Here is a 16400-nt window from a genome sequence, read left to right as displayed (position 1 = left end):
CGCGGCGGCTAAAAACACAGAAATGAGCGGGTGATCTGAGCGTTTTTGGTCGATTTGCCGCTTTTAAAATCAGCAGCAGCTGAAGTCAGCCAGAAATGCATGGCTACTTCAGAGGATCCTTAGGTCGTATGCTGCCGATCACGAGCGGCCGGAACCGCCCCCCCTTTGCAGCCCTTCAAGTAACCTACGAAACCAAAGGCGATTCACTTGGAAGGGCGGCCGAGAGCTCTGGTGAGGAAATGGGCGGCGCCCATACAGCTCTTCTGCGTGCGAACGGGTGTTCGACCATCTGACGGCGGATTCGTATCATCTCGGGCACTTGATCCAGGCGACTCTGCATCGCTTCGAGCACTGTTTCATGCTCCCAGCGACTCACTCAGCACTCCGGGCTAGGCGTTCAGTGCTCTTTCAAAGCGCAGCCTTGGCAGTGCAAACCCTGAGTCCGCCGCCAACGCCTCGTACCGTGCGGCCATGAAGGGCCCGAGGGTGGAGAGTACGGCTATCTCGGCAGTCATTTCCGGCAGACCCGCACGAGGCTTGGTCAATCGCCTGTTCACCGATGTCGGCAGCCCGGAGGCGCCCGCATTGCCGGACTACCCGATAACCTACGACGCCGCCAAGGCGCTGCACGCCGCAGCCCTCGCCAAAGGCTGCGACGACTTTGCTGTGCAATGGGCTGGACAGGGTGCGCCTCTGGCGCGCGAGCTGCCGGCAACTGATCTCGTCGCAATCCTTGTACGCGAGATGGCGGCGCAGGATTAATCCGATATCGGCCTGTTTGGCCTTCTTGTCCTACTGGTTTTTCCTGAGGCTAGCAAGGCATTGCTGGCATCGATATTTACCATCATCCTGATGAAGTTCTCTTAAAAAAACTCGGGCGTAACATCGGCTCCGTACCCAGCCAACAACTTCCCGGAGCACACAACTATGAAACCCCAACTTATCCTCGGTTTTGCTTTTTCTGTACTGGCCGCCAATGTTTTTGCGGCTTCCGCTGCTCAACCAGTTGTCGCCGAAGGTGGCGCCGATCGCCTGATCGAGAACCGTGTCGCTGAAGGCGGTGCTGATCGCCTGATCGGGAACCGCGTTGCCGAAGGCGGCGCCGATCGCCTGATCGAGAACCGTGTCGCCGAAGGCGGTGCTGATCGCCTGATCGAGAACCGCATTGCCGAAGGCGGTGCCGATCGCTTGATCGAGAACCGCGTTGCCGAAGGTGGCGCTGATCGACTGATCGAGAACCGTGTCGCCGAAGGTGGCGCTGATCGACTGATCGAGAACCGTGTCGCCGAAGGTGGCGCTGATCGACTGATCGAGAACCGTGTCGCCGAAGGTGGCGCTGATCGACTGATCGAGAACCGTGTCGCCGAAGGTGGCGCTGATCGACTGATCGAGAACCGTGTCGCCGAAGGTGGCGCTGATCGACTGATCGAGAACCGTGTCGCCGAAGGTGGCGCCGATCGTCTGATCGAGAACCGCGTTGCCGAAGGTGGCGCCGATCGTCTGATCGAGAACCGCGTTGCCGAAGGTGGCGCCGATCGTCTGATCGAGAACCGCGTTGCCGAAGGCGGTGCCGATCGACTGATCGAAAACCGCGTCGCCTAAGGTGGTTCCGACTGTCTGATTGAGAGCATCGCATGAGTAGTTCGCAACTGCTGTTAGCACGAAAGCCGGCCCCTTTGGCCGGCTTTTTTCGCATATCGTTTAGACCAATCAGGAGCGAACCTCAAGGCTTCTTGTGAAGGCGCAAGCCCGACTTCACCGACCGGGAAAGATCTGCCGCTATAGAGGTTCCAGCCCTGTTTTGTGCTCCTGCAGAAGTTGCTGGATAACGCCTTCCTGCCTCGCGTAATCCCCTCCCCCACATGCAGATAACGAATACGGCCGTTGGCATCGATAAAGTAATGCGCCGGCCAGTAGTAATTGTTGAAGGCATTCCATACGCGGTACTTGTTGTCGATCGCCACGGGATGGTGAATTTCCAGCCGCCTGATGGCCTGCCGCATGTTGTCGACGATCCGCTCAAATGCATGCTCGGGCGTGTGCCCCTAACCACCAAGCCCTGGTCCGCGTAGTGCCTGGCCCATTGATTGACATAAGGCAGACTGTCGCGGCAGTTGATGCAGTCGTAAGTCCAGAAATCCACCAGCACCTGGTACGTGCTGCCCTTCGGCATCACCTGTGCCGCCGTGGCCAGGCGAATGGACGGGGAACACACTGAGGCGGAATACAGGTCCTCGCGAAAGCGCTCCTCGCCCACCCGCTCGAACTGGCCCTCCTGCAGCACGCGCAGCAGCTTGCTCTGCAACTCCTGGGGAATCCAGGTACCCCTCTCAAACCGAAATGTCGAGCCACGACTTTCCCTCGCAACGGACGCTAAAGCCCGACAGGCTTCCAGGTCATGACCAACGGCAACACAACAGCCGTGAGCACACCGAGCAAGCTCATGCCCAGGGCGGCAAAAGCGGCACATTCTCCTCCTTCGTCAAGCGCTCGTGCAGTGCCGATGGCATGTGCGTTGATACCGTAGCTCAGCCCGCGAGCTGCCGGATGCTCGACCTTAGCCCAGCCCAGCAACAACGGCCCCACGGCCGTGCCTATTACCCCGGTGAGCATCACCGCTACAGCGGCCAGTGGCACGATGCCCCTGAGTTGCTCGGTTACCAGCATGGCGATGGGCATGGTGACAGACTTGCTCGACAGGCTCATCAGCACCGGCACGCTGGCCCCCAAGGCATGGGCGACCAGCAGGGTCAGCACTACCGTCAGCGTTCCGCCGGTCACAACGGTCAGTAGAATGGGCCACAGCAGCAGGCGTATGCGTTTCAGGTTGAGGTACAGCGGCACTGCCAATGCTACGGTCGCCGGGCCGAGCAGCAAAGCGATGGGCGCGGCTCCCTGGCGTGGGCATCGAGGCTGCCGCAGAGCAGAGCGTGCTGCTGCTCTCGGCCATGGTCGACGCCCTGCTGCCGTCGCGCAGCGTCAAGGTTGCCGAGCTGTCCGATCACCTCCTGAAGACCACCAAGCGTCTGCTGACTGAACAGGCGCAGCACACGGGCGCAGAGTAGGCGAAACTCATATTGGCTGTGCACATGGCCTCTATACTCAAATGATCTGTACACGAGCTGGAGTCGAATCGTGCAGGCGACCAATTCTACCAGCCAAGAACACCAGTACCTCAATCGTGCACTCCGCACCTTGAGTGGCTGCAATCGGGCGTTGTTACGCGCCGAGGACGAGGCGTCGTTGCTCCAGGAAATCTGCCGGGTGATCGTCGAGGAAGCCGGTTACCGTTTGGCATGGGTCGGCCGCGCCGAGCACGACGCGACCAAAACGGTCACCCCTATCGCCCATGCCGGGGTCGAGCAAGCGTACGTCGAATCGCTGAACATCTCTTGGGCAGACAACGAACGCGGCCGTGGCACCTCTGGCACGGCGATCCGTACCGGCCGGCTTAGCCTGACTCGCAACCTGCTGACCGACCCGAATACCACGCTCTGGCGCGACGGGGCCATCGCCCACGGTATCGCCTCAGTACTGTCGTTTCCCTTGCGGATCGAAGGTGAGATTTTTGGCGTTCTCGGCATCGGTGCCCCGGAGCCGGACGCCTTCGGCCCACAGGAGGTGGAATTGCTCACCCAAGCAGCCGAGGATCTGATGTTCGGTCTCAAAGCCCTGCGTACCCGCGTCAGGGCCACCGAGGCAGAGGCGACCATCAGGCGCATGGCCTATTTCGATGCACTGACCGGACTGCCGAACCGTCTGCGCCTGCGCGAGCAGTTGGAAGAAGCGATCGCCAGCGCCAAGCAGGAACACTGGGCACTCGGCCTGTTGCAACTGGAGGTCGGCCGCAGCCAGGAGATCAGCGAGGCCCTTGGCTACCGCGAAGGCGACCGCCTGCAGCAAGCCATCGCCGCGCGCCTGGTCCAGGCGGCAGGTCCGGGCAATCCCCTGGCGCGCCTCGGCGAGTGTCAGTACGCGGTGTTGATGCCCAGCGGCGGCGCCGAGCAGGCCTCGCAGCTGGCGCAGAAAATCCTGGTGGCGCTGTACGACCCAATCGACCTGGCCGGGGTGTTCCTCGACGCTCGCGCCAACATCGGCATCGCCCTCTACCCCGGCCACGGCACCGACCCGGACGCCCTGATTCGCCGAGCCGCCAGCGCCATGGAGCAGGCCAAGCGCTCCAGCAGTGGCTATGCGCTGTTCCAGGGCAGCCTCGATCGCGAATGCGCCCAGCACCTGACCCTGATGAGCGAACTGCGCCGGGCGATCGACGGCAACCAACTGCTGCTGCACTACCAGCCGAAGCTGCAGATCGCCACCAATACGGTGTGCGGCAGCGAAGCCCTGGTGCGCTGGCAGCATCCGCAGCACGGCCTGCTACCGCCCAACGACTTCATCAAGTTGGCCGAGAACGCCGGGCTGATCACCCCTCTCACTTACTGGGTGCTCGACGCGGCGCTGGGCCAGAGCTATGCCTGGCATCAGGAAGGCGACCATCGACCGATTTCGGTCAATCTGTCGGCGCACGACCTGCGCGACCCCAAACTGCTCGAACGGATTCGCGGCGCCTTCTCGACATGGGGCGCCGAGCCCAACTGGATCGAGTTCGAACTGACCGAAAGCGCGCTGATGGAAGACCCGGTGGCGGCCCTTGAGACCCTGACCCAGCTGAGAAATCTCGACACCCGCCTGACCATAGACGACTTCGGCACCGGCTACTCCTCGCTGGCCTACCTGCAGAAATTGCCGGTGGACTCGCTGAAGATCGACCAGTCCTTCGTCATTCCCATGCTCAGCGACGACGATGATTCGGCGAAGATCGTGCGTTCCATCGTCGAACTGGCGCACAACCTCGACCTCGAGGTGGTCGCCGAGGGCGTGGAGAACCAGGAAACCCTGAACCGCCTGGGTAACTTCGGCTGCGACATCGCCCAGGGTTTTTCGATCAGCCGACCAATACCCGGGGATAGCTTCCGCGCCTGGGAAGCGCACTCGACGTGGCACTGACTGCTGCCGTCCCGGCCGGCGAAGTACCGCCCCTTCTCGTAGCTAACTCGCTGGCGATCAGTTCCAATAGCGCAATGATCGCCAGCAGTGGGCGCCTACAGATAGCGGCATGCCTGGTCGCGCACATTACCAGAGCGGCAGGCTGTAGCTGACAATGAAGCGGTTCTCGTCGATGTCGCTGCCGAAGTTGCTGCGGGTGATGGCGTTACGCAGCTTCAGGCCGAGGTTCTTCAATGGACCGCTCTGCACTACATAGGCCAGGTCGGTGTTGCGCTCCCAGGTCCTGCCCTCGCCCTGCCCCGCACCGCGGTCGACGTTGTCGCCGGACAGGTAGCGGGTCATAAAAGTCAGGCCGGGCAGCCCCAGGCCGGAGAAATCGTAGTCGTAGCGGAGCTGCCAGGAGCGCTCGTCCTGGTTGCCGAAGTCGTTGACCTGCACCAGGTTGACCAGCGCATTGTCAGAGCCGGCGATATAGGCAAAGCCGGTGTCGCCGCTCAGTTGCTGGTAGCCCGCGGTGAAACCCTGGAGGCCTAGGCGGTAGGTGAACAGCGCGCCGAAAGCGTGGTTGTCGACGTTGCTGCCGCCATCGTCCGTGGAGCGGGCGTAGCGGATATCCGACTTGAAACTGCGCCCCTCGCCCAGCGGCAGTTGGTGCACCAGGTTGACCAGATGCTGCTTATAGATGTCGTCCAGGCCGCCGTAATAGTAACTAGTGGCCAACTGCGTGCTCCACTGGTAGCGGCCGCCGGCGAACAGGAGCTCGTCACTGGTCTTGGTCTGGCCCAGCACGATATTGCGCTTACCTCCGTTGAATACACTCAATTCCTGGTTATCCGAAGAGTCCCGCAGGTTGACCCGGTCGATGCGGCCTAGGTCAAGGTTTAGGCCCTCGATCTCGTTACTGTTGAACCAGGCGCCGCGAAAAGTTTGCGGCAGCAAGCGGCTGTCGTTACGCATCAGGGGCGGTAGCACTGGCTGCAAGGTGCCGAGCTTGAGGGTGCTGTTCGATGCGCGCAGCTTGGCGGTCAGGCCGGCTTCGCCGTATTCGTCCTGGGCACGTTTGGGCGCTTCCCGGTCGCTTTTCAGAATGCCGGTGCCGACCCGGTCCGGGCTGGAATCCAGCTTTATTCCAAGCAGGCCGATGGCATCGACGCCAAACCCGATGGGGCCTTGGGTATAACCGGATTCGAAGCGCAGAATGAAGCCTTGGGCCCACTCTTCGGACTTGCTCTGCACCGCGCCGGCTTGGCGGAAGTCGCGGCTCATGTAGAAATTGCGTGTATCCAGGCTGGCCTTGCTGTCGTCCAGCAGGGCAGCACTGGCCGGGCCAGTAATACCCAGGGCGGTGCCGGCGCAGAGCAGTTGGAAGATGGATTTCGGGTGCCGCTGCATGGGTGCTTCCTCTTGTTATTGATGTTGTTGCGGGTGTGCCCCTCCCTGCCCCGCTGGCGTAGAAGCCGCAGGGTGGGGGGTAATAGGCCGGTTAAGAGTTTCTCGCTAAGCTGCGTTTTCCCGACTGGTCTGCAGTGGCTCTACGCAGCGCTGCCAGGCCTGGCGGCGATACCGACGCCCGCGACTGTCGAGCCAGGGCCGCAGGCTGCTGGCTAGCAGTACCTGTTCAGCCGCAGCGGCGCGAGCCGGCGGTCGCGGTTCGGTTCTTCGAGAGTGATCGCCCTTCAGTCGATTAGCCCCTTCTCCCGTAGATAACGTGCGGTTCCCGGGTGCAGGGGGATAGGGAAGTCGCCCAGCGCGTCCTCGATCGTGATACCACCGAAGCCGGCGCTGGTCGGCCGCTGGCCTTCCCAATAGGCCTTGGTGAAGTCGTAGACCGCTTCTTCATCCTGATCGGCGTGGGTGAACAGCACTTCCGGCGCGGCAAAGGTCATGACCGCCTCCGTCTGGCCCGGATAGCTGTCGGCCGGAATGGTCACGCGCTGCATGGTATTGGCATAAGCCTGGTTGACGGCTTCGAACACCTGGTCGGAGATCGGCAAGATGCGGATGGGCATCGATGCCGCCAGTTGCTCTATCGAACTCGAGGGGAACGGCTGGAAGTTGCAGGTCGCCTCGACAATCCCGTCCTGCAAGGCGTCGTAGCTCTTGCTCGTGGCGATCTCGAACGTCTTGAAATCGTCCAGAGACATACCACTGGCGGCAATGATTGTCTTGTTAGCCCGGTTGGTCGATGTGGCTGCCACGTTGATATTGAGCTTGCGGCCACGCAGGTCGTCGAACGAGCGGATGCTGGAATTGGCCGGTACCACACAGTAGACGGTGGTTGTAGTTACCGGAAACATGCGGCGCAGTTGACCGAAGGCACCCTTCGGCAGTTCGGCGAAACTACCCGTGCCGTTATAGGCCTCGATCAGGTCGGAGAGAAAGGTCAGCCCCGAGTTGGATTGTTTTCCAGAAACCAGGACCAGGTTGTTGTTGTAACCGCCAGAGGTTTGCGCGGATACCGCCAGCGTGTCGCTGCTTTCATTGACTGCGTTGGCAATGGCCGAACCGATGATATAGGGACCGGAGCCCGTGCTCGATGTGGCGATCGCCCAGCGCTGTTGGGCCGATGCATGCAGCGGTGCGACGGTGGCGACAGCTATAGCAGCGGCGATGATCAGGGATAACTTGCTCATTGTCAGAGACCTCTCACTTTTATTGTTGGAATCACACAACCGACAGTTTTCCGTAGCGCAAGCGTGCGACGGCCAGCGCTGCGGCGACCAGGGTCAGACCGATTACAGTCAGGGTGATTTCGCTGGAAACCAGGCATATGGCACCGACCGAGATGATCAAACGTTCTGGAATCGACAGCGTCCAACCGAACCAGCCCTGCAGGGCGCCGGCGAAGGCGACCGTGCCGATCGTCGCGGTCACGACGGCCAGCGCGATATCCGGCCACTCCCCTTGCATCAGCAGTTCCGGACAGTAGACAAACATGAAGGCGATGATGAAGCTGGGCAGGGAATAGACGAACGCGGTCACCGAACTCTTCCACCAACTGGCTTCTGCGATGCTAGCCGCGACTATGGCTACTACAGCCACCGGCGGTGTGGAGCCGGACTTGATCGCGAAGTAGAAGAGGAACAGATGCGCGGCCAGGGTCGAGACCCCTACCGCCTCCAGCGCGGGCGCGACGAACAGCGCGAGCAATACGTAGGCGATCGGCGTGGGCATGCCCATGCCGAGCAAGGTTGCGGTTATGACGCTGAGAATCAGGGTCAGGATCAGACTACCGTGGGTGCCCATGAGGATCAGTTCGGACAGGCGTGGTCCGAGTCCGGTGGTAACCAGCGCCTGCTGGATGAAGCCGATCGCCACGATCAGCGCCACCACGCTGGCAGCACTACGGGCGCCATCGTCGAAAACCTTGACCACCTGCCCCAAAGAGAGCCGGGTCGACTTACGCAGCATGGCCACGATGATCGATGCGATTACGGTGATAACACCGGCATAGGCCGGCGACATGCCCTGCCCCATCAACAGGTAGAACAACAGAATCGGCGGAATCAATAGGTGCCAGCCATCGGCGAAGACCTGGCGGGCATCCGGAATCTGCTCCTTGCTCAGTCCGCCTAACTTCAGCCGGACCGATTCGAAGTGAACCACGGCGAAGATCGCGACAAAGTACAGCAGGGCCGGAATGAGCGCGGCCAGGGCAATGGTCGCGTAAGGGATCCCGGTCATCGCAGCCATGATGAAGGCGCCCGCGCCCATGATGGGAGGGAGGAACTGTGAGCCTTCGGATGCGACGGTTTCGATCGCCGCGGCTTTGTGCGCGGGGATACCGGCCTGCTTCATCAGCGGTATGGTGAAGGTGCCAGTTGTCGCGACGTTGCCGATCGAGGAACCAACCATGGTACCTAGCAGGGCACTGGAAACCACCGCCGATTTTGCCGGTCCGCCAGTACGACGACCGAAAAAGGCGTTGCAGATATCCATGATGAAGCGCCCGGTTTGGGTCTGCGTCATCGAGGCGCTGAGCAGCAGGAACATGAAGATGTAACTGGCCGCCACTTCCAGGCCAAACCCGTAAATGCCCTCTGCGGTATACGCCGTCAGATACAGGAACTGCTCCAACTCCATGCCTGCATGCCCAAGGATGCCCGGCATGGAGCCACCGAAAAGGATGTAGAGGATGCCAACGACGCTCAGCACGAAGAATGCGACACTCTCCCGGCGTGCCGCTTCGAGTACCACCAGCGACAGGATACCGGCCATCACCAGATCGGTGCTAGTCAGGAAAGAGGCGCCCCAGGAAGTGATGATGCGGTCAAGGTTCAGAAACAGGTGGGTGACACTGAGCAAGGTGCCTATAACGCAAACGTAGTTGACAATCCGCTTGCTCCACGAAATCTGCCGATCGGTGCCTTCATCCTTGAGGAAATACAAGACAAACGAGGCGGTAAGGAAAATCGCCAGGTGCACCAGCGTCGTCCGGTAGGGCCCGAAGACCGTTGCATAGACCATGTAAACCGAAAATAGACAGGCAAGAACGCTCAATACATTTTGGAATCTGGGACGCCACCCGACATGCTCTTGAAGTTTGAGGCCTATGGCACTCATGGTGATTTCTCCCGGCAATCGACGTTGCCATTGTTGTTGTTGAAATCGGGTCTCACGTTCGTGTGGGACTGTTCGAGTCGGCGGCGTGCACTCCGTCGAATAATTAATATTTGGCTCTCAGCAGCACGCTGGCTCAACGCATTAATAGTCAATGTTCGCTTTCGTTAAACTCATGCGAAGCGATAGGCGTCAACATTCAGCATGAAAAGGAAGGCGTGGCTTGCTAGGCGAGGCGGGGTCGCCTGGTCCAGTCCATCGCTGACTGAACCCGATCGATCCGCTTCGCCATCAGAGGCTGACCGCGACTCTGGAGTGCTTGGCGAAGCCGTTACCGACGCAGCGCGCAAACGGCACTCGAGCCCTGACAACCGTTGCCCATCAGCGAGTAGCGCAGTGTGTGGCTAACGCCCTGCGAGTCCGCGTAAGTCATCAGGGCAGGCACTACCTGCAGGCATCGGCGATCTCCCTACGGGATATGACGCGGGCAATATCCAACTGCATACCGTATTGGTAGTTCATGAGATTGCCGCACGACTCTGAGCTGGGTCAGGGACTACCGATACGAAGAAAAAGCTTTTTCATTGGTATCACCTCTTGAAAAGGCCCTCGACTCAAGCGTCGAAGTCAGTGGACAGGGCCAGGGATTTCCACTCGTCGACGAAGCGCTGCCGGAGTGGAGTCCGGGCCTGCCCGCACTGCATCTGTACTACCCGAACCGGCGCCGAGTCCCGGCCAAACTGCGCGCTTTGATCGACTTCCTGCGCCGGGAGAACGACCAGACGCTACCGTCCGCTAGGCTGTTCCTGTAGCCCAACACCCGGATGCGGTGAAAATATCGAGCGCCGTCGGAGGCCGCCTCCAGGCGTTCGCGGCAAGGCGCGCTACGTGAAAACCAAGGCTTGGCTGGGGGCGCATGCTGGCGATCAGCGCCGGCAGGAAGCTTCATTGAGCCAGGCGCCACAAGCCACGGCAGCGTCAACCAGGCCAACCCAGGCAAGAACCTACAACGCGGACAGAATCAGGCAAAAAGTCGGCATTTATCAGATAACGCCGATCCATATCCAAAATTAATCTGAACCCATGCAGAGAGAGGGACCAGCCCCCCACTGCAACGGGTACTCAGAGCGACACCTGTCATGCATTGCCCTGACCACCCCGGATACCAACACCTTGATAACCGGAGTCATTGCCATGAAACAGTTCAACACCCTGATCCTCAGCGCCACCCTGATCGCCGCCAGCGCCAACGCTTTTGCCGCCTACAGCCAGCAGGAGCAACAGCTCATCGCAGAGGGCCGCAGCAGCCAACAGCAGCCCACCGTTGCCGAAGACGGCTCCTCCCGCACTCCCGGCATGCGCCAGATCGCCGAAGGCGGTTCCGAGCGTACCCCCGGCATGCGTGTCGCCGAAGACGGTGCCGACCGCACCCCTGGGCTGCGCATCGCCGAAGACGGTGCCGACCGCACCCCCGGCATGCGCATCGCCGAAGACGGTGCCGACCGTACTCCTGGGCTGCGCATCGCCGAAAACGGTGCCGACCGCACCCCTGGGCTGCGCATCGCCGAGGACGGTGCCGACCGCACCCCCGGCATGCGCATCGCCGAAGACGGTGCCGACCGCACCCCCGGTATGCGCATCGCCGAAGACGGTGCCGACCGTACCCCCGGCATGCGCATCGCCGAAAACGGTGCCGACCGCACCCCGGGCATGCAACGCATCGCCTGATATGCCCCCCAACCTCAAGGCCCGGCAGCAGTCGGGCCTTTTGCCGTGTAGCATTCGGTTGCAAGTAACCCCCCGTCCCCGGCTTGCCCTCCCGCCATTGCGCTAAGCTGCCCTTGTTCAGGATGCGAGGTCAGCCGCCATGCCCCAGCCCAGCCTTCAGCCTGCAGTCGATGACATAGCCGACCGCCAGGCCGAACTCGCCGCCATCATCCGCCGCTTCACCCCGGACCTCGGCGTGCAACCCACCGCCATCGGCCCGCTGCATTTCATCCGCAGCGACGCGCCGAGCGATACGCTGCACATGGTGCACAAGCCGGCCCTATGCGTGCTGGCCCAAGGCCGCAAGGAGGTGCGCCTGCATGGCGAGAGCTACTTCTACGACCCGCTCAACTACCTGGTGGTCTCGGTCACCCTGCCGCTCGCCGGCCAAGTGGTCGAAGCCTCACCGGAACAGCCCTACCTATGCGCGCGGATCGACATCGACCCGGCCCAGATCACCCAGTTGATTGCCGACAGCAGCCCCATCGGCGTGCCCGCACCGCCCCCGGGGCGCGGCCTGTTCCTCGACCGGGTCGATAGCTCGCTGCTCGATGCCCTGCTGCGCCTGGTGCGACTGCTGGACACCCCGCAGGACATCCCCATGCTGGCGCCGATGGCGCTGCGCGAGATCTTCTATCGCCTGCTGCGCGGGCAGCAGGGCCAGCGCCTGTACGAGCTCGCCGTGGTCGACAGCCAGGCGCACCGGGTGACCCGGGCCATCGAGTGGATCAACCAGCACTACATCGAGCCGTTGCGCATCGAGGAACTGGCGCAGCGGGTCAACCTTGGCGTCTCGACCCTGCACCACCGCTTCAAGGCAATCACCGCCATGAGCCCACTGCAGTACCAGAAGCAGCTGCGCCTGCAGGAAGCCCGGCGCCTGCTGCTGGCGGAGAGCCTGGAAGTGTCGGCCGCGGCCTTCCGGGTCGGCTACGAAAGCCCGTCGCAGTTCAGCCGCGAGTACAGCCGCCTTTTCGGCGCCTCGCCGTTGAAGGATCTGGCCAAGCTGCGCAGCCTGGCCTGACAGCCCCGCCCGCAAAAACGCCCAGGCCGCCCGAATAGGGCGGCCTGGGCGTTTCCCTGGATGGGGTCAGCGCAGCGGCCGGTCCTTCATCTCCGGCATACGGATATAGACGACCAGGCTGACCAGGCTCACCGCCACCAGGTAGATCCAGAACAGCTGGCCGTAGCCCCAGCCCGACATGGCGGTCATGATGTAGGGCGAGGTGCCGCCGAACAGGGTCACAGACAGCGCATATGGCAGGGCGATACCGGTCACCCGCACCTCGGTCGGGAACTGCTCGGCCATGGTCACCGCCGAGGCCGCGCCGAAACCGGTGAGAATGATCATGGACACGGTCTGCAGCAGCGCCACCTCGACCAGGCCGATGCCCTCGTGGAGCAGGGCAAAGCTCGGCCAGGCCCAGAGCGCCGCGCAGGCGGCGAAGGCGATCAGCACCGGGCGGCGGCCGATGCGGTCAGCCAGCATCCCGGCGAGGGGCATCAGCAGCAGCGAGACGCTGACCGCAATGGCCCCGGCCAGCAAGGTCTCGCGAATCGACATGCCGGTGACCAGGTGCACCTGCGACGGATAGCTCACCATCCACACGTAGTTGAGCAGGTTGCCGGCCATGGCCACGCCGATGACGCGCAGCACGTCCTTACGGTGCTTGGTGAAAATCTCGTGGATCGGACGCTTTTCCACCGCCTTCTTGACCACGCGCGACTTGAACACCTCGGTCTCGCGCACCGACAGGCGAATCCAAAGGGTCACCATGCCCATCAGGGCGGCAATGATGAAGGCCACCCGCCAGCCCCAGTCCTCCAGCGCGGTATCGCTGCCGAGCGAGGCCAACACGAAGCCGAGCAGGAAGGACACCAGGGTGCCGGCATTGATCGCGAACCACTGCCAGGAACCCGCGAAGGCGCGGCGATTGGACGGTGCCGATTCGATCAGGAAGGCCGATGCCGAACCGAACTCGCCGCCGGCGGAGAAGCCCTGGGTCAGTCGCGCCAGCACCAGGATGATCGGCGCGACGATGCCGATGCTCTCGTAGTTGGGGCAGATGCCGATCACCAACGAGGCCAGCGACATCAGCAGGATCGACAGGGTCAGCCCCTTCTTGCGGCCATAACGGTCGGCGAACACACCGAGCACCGCGCCGCCGATCGGGCGCATGAGAAAACCCACCGCGAACACAGCGAGCACCGACAGCAGCGCCGTCAGGCTGTCGCTCGCGGGGAAGAACTGTTTGGCCAGGATCGAGGAAAAGGTCGCGTAGATCACCCAGTCGGTGTACTCGACTATGGTGCCCAGTGTCGCGGCCACGATGGCCTTCTTCTCCGTCCTGTTCAACTTGCGACCCTGGGTCTCCAGGCCGACAGGCGCACTGGATCCAGGCATGAGTTTGTATACCGCACTATTGTCATTGTTCATGGCATTGCTCCCGTGAGCCCATGTTCTTGTTGTCGTTGACGGGAACGATGGCACCGGAACCCATACCGGTGAAGCGAGTTTTCCGCCCCTTTCGATTGATTAGGAATCAACTCAGTCCGTCCAAAGAGTCTTGTGGCGGACTGTCCGCCAAAAGGTCTACCGGCTCCTCCGGGTGACATTTTCTCAATCGACGGTAGACGAAATCTCCCTTGAAACTGCCCTGCTTCAGGGCTGAATCTGCCGTCAATGACCCCGGCTGCGATCAGCAAGAGGCGCACCGCCAAAGGGCCTGGCACATGAACCGAGGAGACTCGAAAATGTTGAAAGTGAACAGTTACATCGGCGGCCACCTGGTGCAGCCCAGCACCGGGCACTATGTCGACAAGATCGACCCGCGCACCGGCGAGAAGATGGGCGAGGTCGCCAACAGCGGCCCACAGGACGTCGAGTTCGCCATCCACAACGCCGACCAGGCGCTGCCGGCCTGGCGCAACATGCGCCCCTCCGAGCGCGGTCGAATCCTGATCGAACTGGCGCGTGTCATCCGGCTCAGCGAGGACCGCCTCGGTGCCCTGGAAAGCGCCGAGACCGGCAAGCCGGGCCGTGAAATGGCCACGCTGATGGACCTCACCGCCCAGTACTTCGAGTTCTACGCCGGTCTGGTCAATGTCATGGATGGCGAAGTTATCAACCAGGGCCCCGACTACCACGTCTACACCCGCCGCGATCCGTTCGGCGTGATCGGCGCGATCCTGCCCTGGAACGCCCCACTGCATCAGGCCGCCCGCGCCATCGCCCCAGCCCTGGCTACCGGCAACACCGTGGTGGCCAAGCCTTCGGAACACACCTCCGCCTCGCTGGTCGGCCTGGCACGCATCGCCGTGGAGGAAGCCGGCGTGCCTGCTGGCGTGTTCAACGTGGTGGTCGGCAAGGGCAGCGTCATCGGCCCGGTCATGGCCCGCCACCCGCTGATGCGCAAGATCTCCTTCACCGGCGGCCTCACCGCCGGCCAGGAACTGGGGCGCATCGCCGCCGAACGCATCCTGCCACTGACCCTGGAGCTGGGCGGCAAGTCCGCCAACATCGTATTCGACGACGCCGACCTGGATGCCGCGGCCAAGGGCGCGACCACCGCCTTCACCTGGAACAGCGGCCAGTGGTGCGCCGCCGGCACCCGCCTGCTGGTGCAGGAAAGCATCCACGACCGCTTCGTCGAGAAACTGCTAGCCGAAGTCGCAGCGCTACGCATCGGCCCGCAGTTCGACGCCACCTCCGGCCCCATCACCACCCACGCCCAGTTCGAGAAGATCCAGAGCTACTTCCAGATCGCCGAGCGCGAGGGCCTGAAACCCGCCATCGGCGGCAAGGTGGCCAGCGGCGCGCAGCTCGGTGGCGGCTGGTACATCGAACCTACCGTCTACACCGGCGTAACCAATGACATGACCCTAGCCAAGGAAGAAATCTTCGGCCCCATCGTCTGCGTGATCCCGTTCAAGGACGAAGCCGATGCCCTGCGCATCGCCAACGACAGCGAGTTCGGCCTGGGTGCTGGCATCTGGAGTCGCGACATCGGCCGCGTGCACCGTGTCGCGGCGAGCCTGGATGCCGGACGCATCGTGGTCAACGAGTACAGCGGCGGTTTCGTGCAGACCCCTTGCGGCGGCTTCAAGCAAAGCGGCTACGGTCGCGAACAAGGCATCGACGCCCTCTCCCACTACACCCAGCTCAAATCGGTGATCATCCGCCTCTGAGTCCTGGCGTCCCTGCCCACCCTCAATGCCCGACGTCGGTATACCTCCGGCGCCGGGCATTTGTGCTGTATAGCGGCCAGCAGACAGGGGGGGCTGGCGAATATGCCTGGCGGCGGTCGACTGCTTTACCGCGAGCACCACGCAAAAGGGGTGGGGTTGGCAAAACTCATGGCACGGGCAGGGATCAGATCCCAGTGATGGTGGTTCGTGATCGTGAGGGGCATACCGCAAACTTCAAGCTGGAGAAGTTGGATGCTGAGCATGTGCGAGCCGCGCTACTGCCGCTGATCGACCGAGGCCGTGCTTTGTAATGATGGAGCCTCGGTCTATGCAAGCTTTGCCCGCATTCAGGGCATTACTCACTATGTCGGCCACTCGCGTCCTGGTCAGCGGGTAAGACAGGGTGCCTTCCACATTCAGAACGTTAATGCATACCACAGCCGCCTGAAGATCTGGATGACTCGTTTTCACGGCGTCGCCACCCGCTACCGTCCGAACTACCTGGGCTGGCGACGCATGCTTGAGCGTTTTCAGCAGCGTATTCAGCCGGTTCACTGTATCCAGGAGGCGGTTGGGCGAACCATGCAACACATGATTGGGACATAACCAACAAAAAGCCCGCTCAATTGAGCGGGCTTTTTGTTGGCAGCGGACAATTATGCGGCGACGAACAACTCCGCGATCTGCACCTGTGCCGCCGTGAAGGCATTGACGCGAGGCTCTTCGCCGTAGGCCAGGCCTTCGGCACGGACGATCTCAATGTCGCTGATACCGAGAAAGCGCAGCACCAACAGCAGGTACTCTTCATGGGCCTGGCCGCTGGGCTGGCCGGCGTGAATACCGCCTGCGGTGGAAACAATCACCACCTTCTTGCCGCC

The 16400-nt window shown here is 62.1% G+C and carries 10 protein-coding genes and 7 pseudogenes; 8 read left to right on the top strand and 9 right to left on the bottom strand.

The window, feature by feature from the left end:
• Positions 1–209: 209 nt before the first annotated feature.
• Positions 210–430 (bottom strand): annotated as a pseudogene (locus G9C89_RS24525) (IS5/IS1182 family transposase); the annotation flags it as partial.
• A gap of 5 nt (positions 431–435) precedes the next feature.
• Between G9C89_RS24525 and G9C89_RS24520 the strand changes: the two are divergent.
• Both G9C89_RS24520 and G9C89_RS25655 read left to right on the top strand, forming a co-directional pair.
• A pseudogene (locus tag G9C89_RS24520) lies at positions 436–762 on the top strand (nitronate monooxygenase); the annotation flags it as partial.
• Between the two features lie 165 nt (positions 763–927).
• Positions 928–1404 (top strand): annotated as a pseudogene (locus tag G9C89_RS25655) (phage infection protein); the annotation flags it as partial.
• 375 nt (positions 1405–1779) lie between these two features.
• Here the strand turns inward: G9C89_RS25655 and G9C89_RS24510 are convergent.
• Both G9C89_RS24510 and G9C89_RS24500 read right to left on the bottom strand, forming a co-directional pair.
• Positions 1780–2149, bottom strand: a pseudogene (locus tag G9C89_RS24510) (redoxin domain-containing protein); the annotation flags it as partial.
• A gap of 224 nt (positions 2150–2373) precedes the next feature.
• Positions 2374–2901, bottom strand: a pseudogene (locus G9C89_RS24500) (LrgB family protein); the annotation flags it as partial.
• On the opposite strand from G9C89_RS24500, the gene G9C89_RS24495 reads away from it, so the two are divergent.
• Positions 2901–3065, top strand: coding sequence for a hypothetical protein (locus G9C89_RS24495; protein ID WP_256674381.1), 165 nt, complete (start codon positions 2901–2903; stop codon positions 3063–3065). The pseudogene G9C89_RS24500 and the gene G9C89_RS24495 overlap by 1 nt on opposite strands.
• A gap of 70 nt (positions 3066–3135) precedes the next feature.
• Positions 3136–5007 (top strand): putative bifunctional diguanylate cyclase/phosphodiesterase, encoded by a 1872-nt coding sequence (locus G9C89_RS24490; protein ID WP_172153267.1) that lies wholly within the window; start codon positions 3136–3138, stop codon positions 5005–5007.
• Positions 5008–5133: 126 nt separating this feature from the next.
• On the opposite strand, the gene G9C89_RS24485 is transcribed toward G9C89_RS24490, so the two are convergent.
• From G9C89_RS24485 to G9C89_RS24470, 4 genes and pseudogenes are all read right to left on the bottom strand, one after another.
• The gene (locus G9C89_RS24485; RefSeq protein ID WP_172153265.1) at positions 5134–6399 is read right to left on the bottom strand and encodes an OprD family porin; all 1266 of its coding nucleotides are present in this window, start codon (positions 6397–6399) and stop codon (positions 5134–5136) included.
• A gap of 284 nt (positions 6400–6683) precedes the next feature.
• A complete protein-coding gene (locus tag G9C89_RS24480; RefSeq protein ID WP_172153263.1) occupies positions 6684–7640 on the bottom strand; it encodes a TAXI family TRAP transporter solute-binding subunit in 957 nt (318 codons plus the stop codon).
• A gap of 31 nt (positions 7641–7671) precedes the next feature.
• Complete coding sequence (locus G9C89_RS24475) at positions 7672–9570, bottom strand: TRAP transporter permease (protein WP_172153261.1); 1899 nt, start codon at positions 9568–9570, stop codon at positions 7672–7674.
• A gap of 328 nt (positions 9571–9898) precedes the next feature.
• Positions 9899–10089: pseudogene (locus G9C89_RS24470) on the bottom strand (DUF2790 domain-containing protein).
• A gap of 672 nt (positions 10090–10761) precedes the next feature.
• On the opposite strand from G9C89_RS24470, the gene G9C89_RS24465 reads away from it, so the two are divergent.
• Positions 10762–11295 carry a hypothetical protein gene (locus G9C89_RS24465; RefSeq protein ID WP_172153259.1) on the top strand — a complete coding sequence of 178 codons (534 nt, stop codon included), beginning with the start codon at positions 10762–10764 and terminating at the stop codon, positions 11293–11295.
• Between the two features lie 139 nt (positions 11296–11434).
• Positions 11435–12358, top strand: coding sequence for an AraC family transcriptional regulator (locus G9C89_RS24460; RefSeq protein ID WP_172153257.1), 924 nt, complete (start codon positions 11435–11437; stop codon positions 12356–12358).
• A 66-nt stretch (positions 12359–12424) separates the two neighbouring features.
• Here the strand turns inward: G9C89_RS24460 and G9C89_RS24455 are convergent, their stop codons facing one another.
• The gene (locus G9C89_RS24455) at positions 12425–13771 is read right to left on the bottom strand and encodes an MFS transporter (protein ID WP_172153255.1); all 1347 of its coding nucleotides are present in this window, start codon (positions 13769–13771) and stop codon (positions 12425–12427) included.
• A 317-nt stretch (positions 13772–14088) separates the two neighbouring features.
• Here G9C89_RS24455 and G9C89_RS24450 point away from each other — a divergent pair, with 317 nt between their 5' ends.
• Together G9C89_RS24450 and G9C89_RS24445 are read left to right on the top strand one after the other, a co-directional pair.
• Entirely contained in the window at positions 14089–15522 is a 1434-nt protein-coding gene (locus G9C89_RS24450) for an aldehyde dehydrogenase family protein (protein ID WP_172153253.1), read from the top strand.
• A gap of 122 nt (positions 15523–15644) precedes the next feature.
• Positions 15645–16128, top strand: a pseudogene (locus G9C89_RS24445) (IS1595 family transposase); the annotation flags it as partial.
• A gap of 50 nt (positions 16129–16178) precedes the next feature.
• Here G9C89_RS24445 and G9C89_RS24440 read toward each other — a convergent pair.
• Positions 16179–16400 (bottom strand): NAD(P)H-dependent oxidoreductase (locus G9C89_RS24440; RefSeq protein ID WP_172150821.1); only part of this gene is annotated, 222 nt, incomplete at its 5' end.

This window comes from Pseudomonas tumuqii, from assembly GCF_013184545.1.
Classification (GTDB): domain Bacteria; phylum Pseudomonadota; class Gammaproteobacteria; order Pseudomonadales; family Pseudomonadaceae; genus Aquipseudomonas; species Aquipseudomonas tumuqii.
Note: the sequence above shows the minus strand (reverse complement) of the source record. Positions and strands in the feature narration are given on the sequence as shown.

Bases quoted from the DNA above. Each gene is read 5' to 3' on its own strand.
- G9C89_RS24450 (WP_172153253.1), top strand. From the start codon at position 14,089: ATGTTGAAAGTGAACAGTTACATCGGCGGCCACCTGGTGCAGCCCAGC.
- G9C89_RS24485 (WP_172153265.1), bottom strand. From the start codon at position 6,399: ATGCAGCGGCACCCGAAATCCATCTTCCAACTGCTCTGCGCCGGCACC.
- G9C89_RS24455 (WP_172153255.1), bottom strand. From the start codon at position 13,771: ATGAACAATGACAATAGTGCGGTATACAAACTCATGCCTGGATCCAGT.
- G9C89_RS24480 (WP_172153263.1), bottom strand. From the start codon at position 7,640: ATGAGCAAGTTATCCCTGATCATCGCCGCTGCTATAGCTGTCGCCACC.
- G9C89_RS24460 (WP_172153257.1), top strand. From the start codon at position 11,435: ATGCCCCAGCCCAGCCTTCAGCCTGCAGTCGATGACATAGCCGACCGC.
- G9C89_RS24475 (WP_172153261.1), bottom strand. From the start codon at position 9,570: ATGAGTGCCATAGGCCTCAAACTTCAAGAGCATGTCGGGTGGCGTCCC.
- G9C89_RS24465 (WP_172153259.1), top strand. From the start codon at position 10,762: ATGAAACAGTTCAACACCCTGATCCTCAGCGCCACCCTGATCGCCGCC.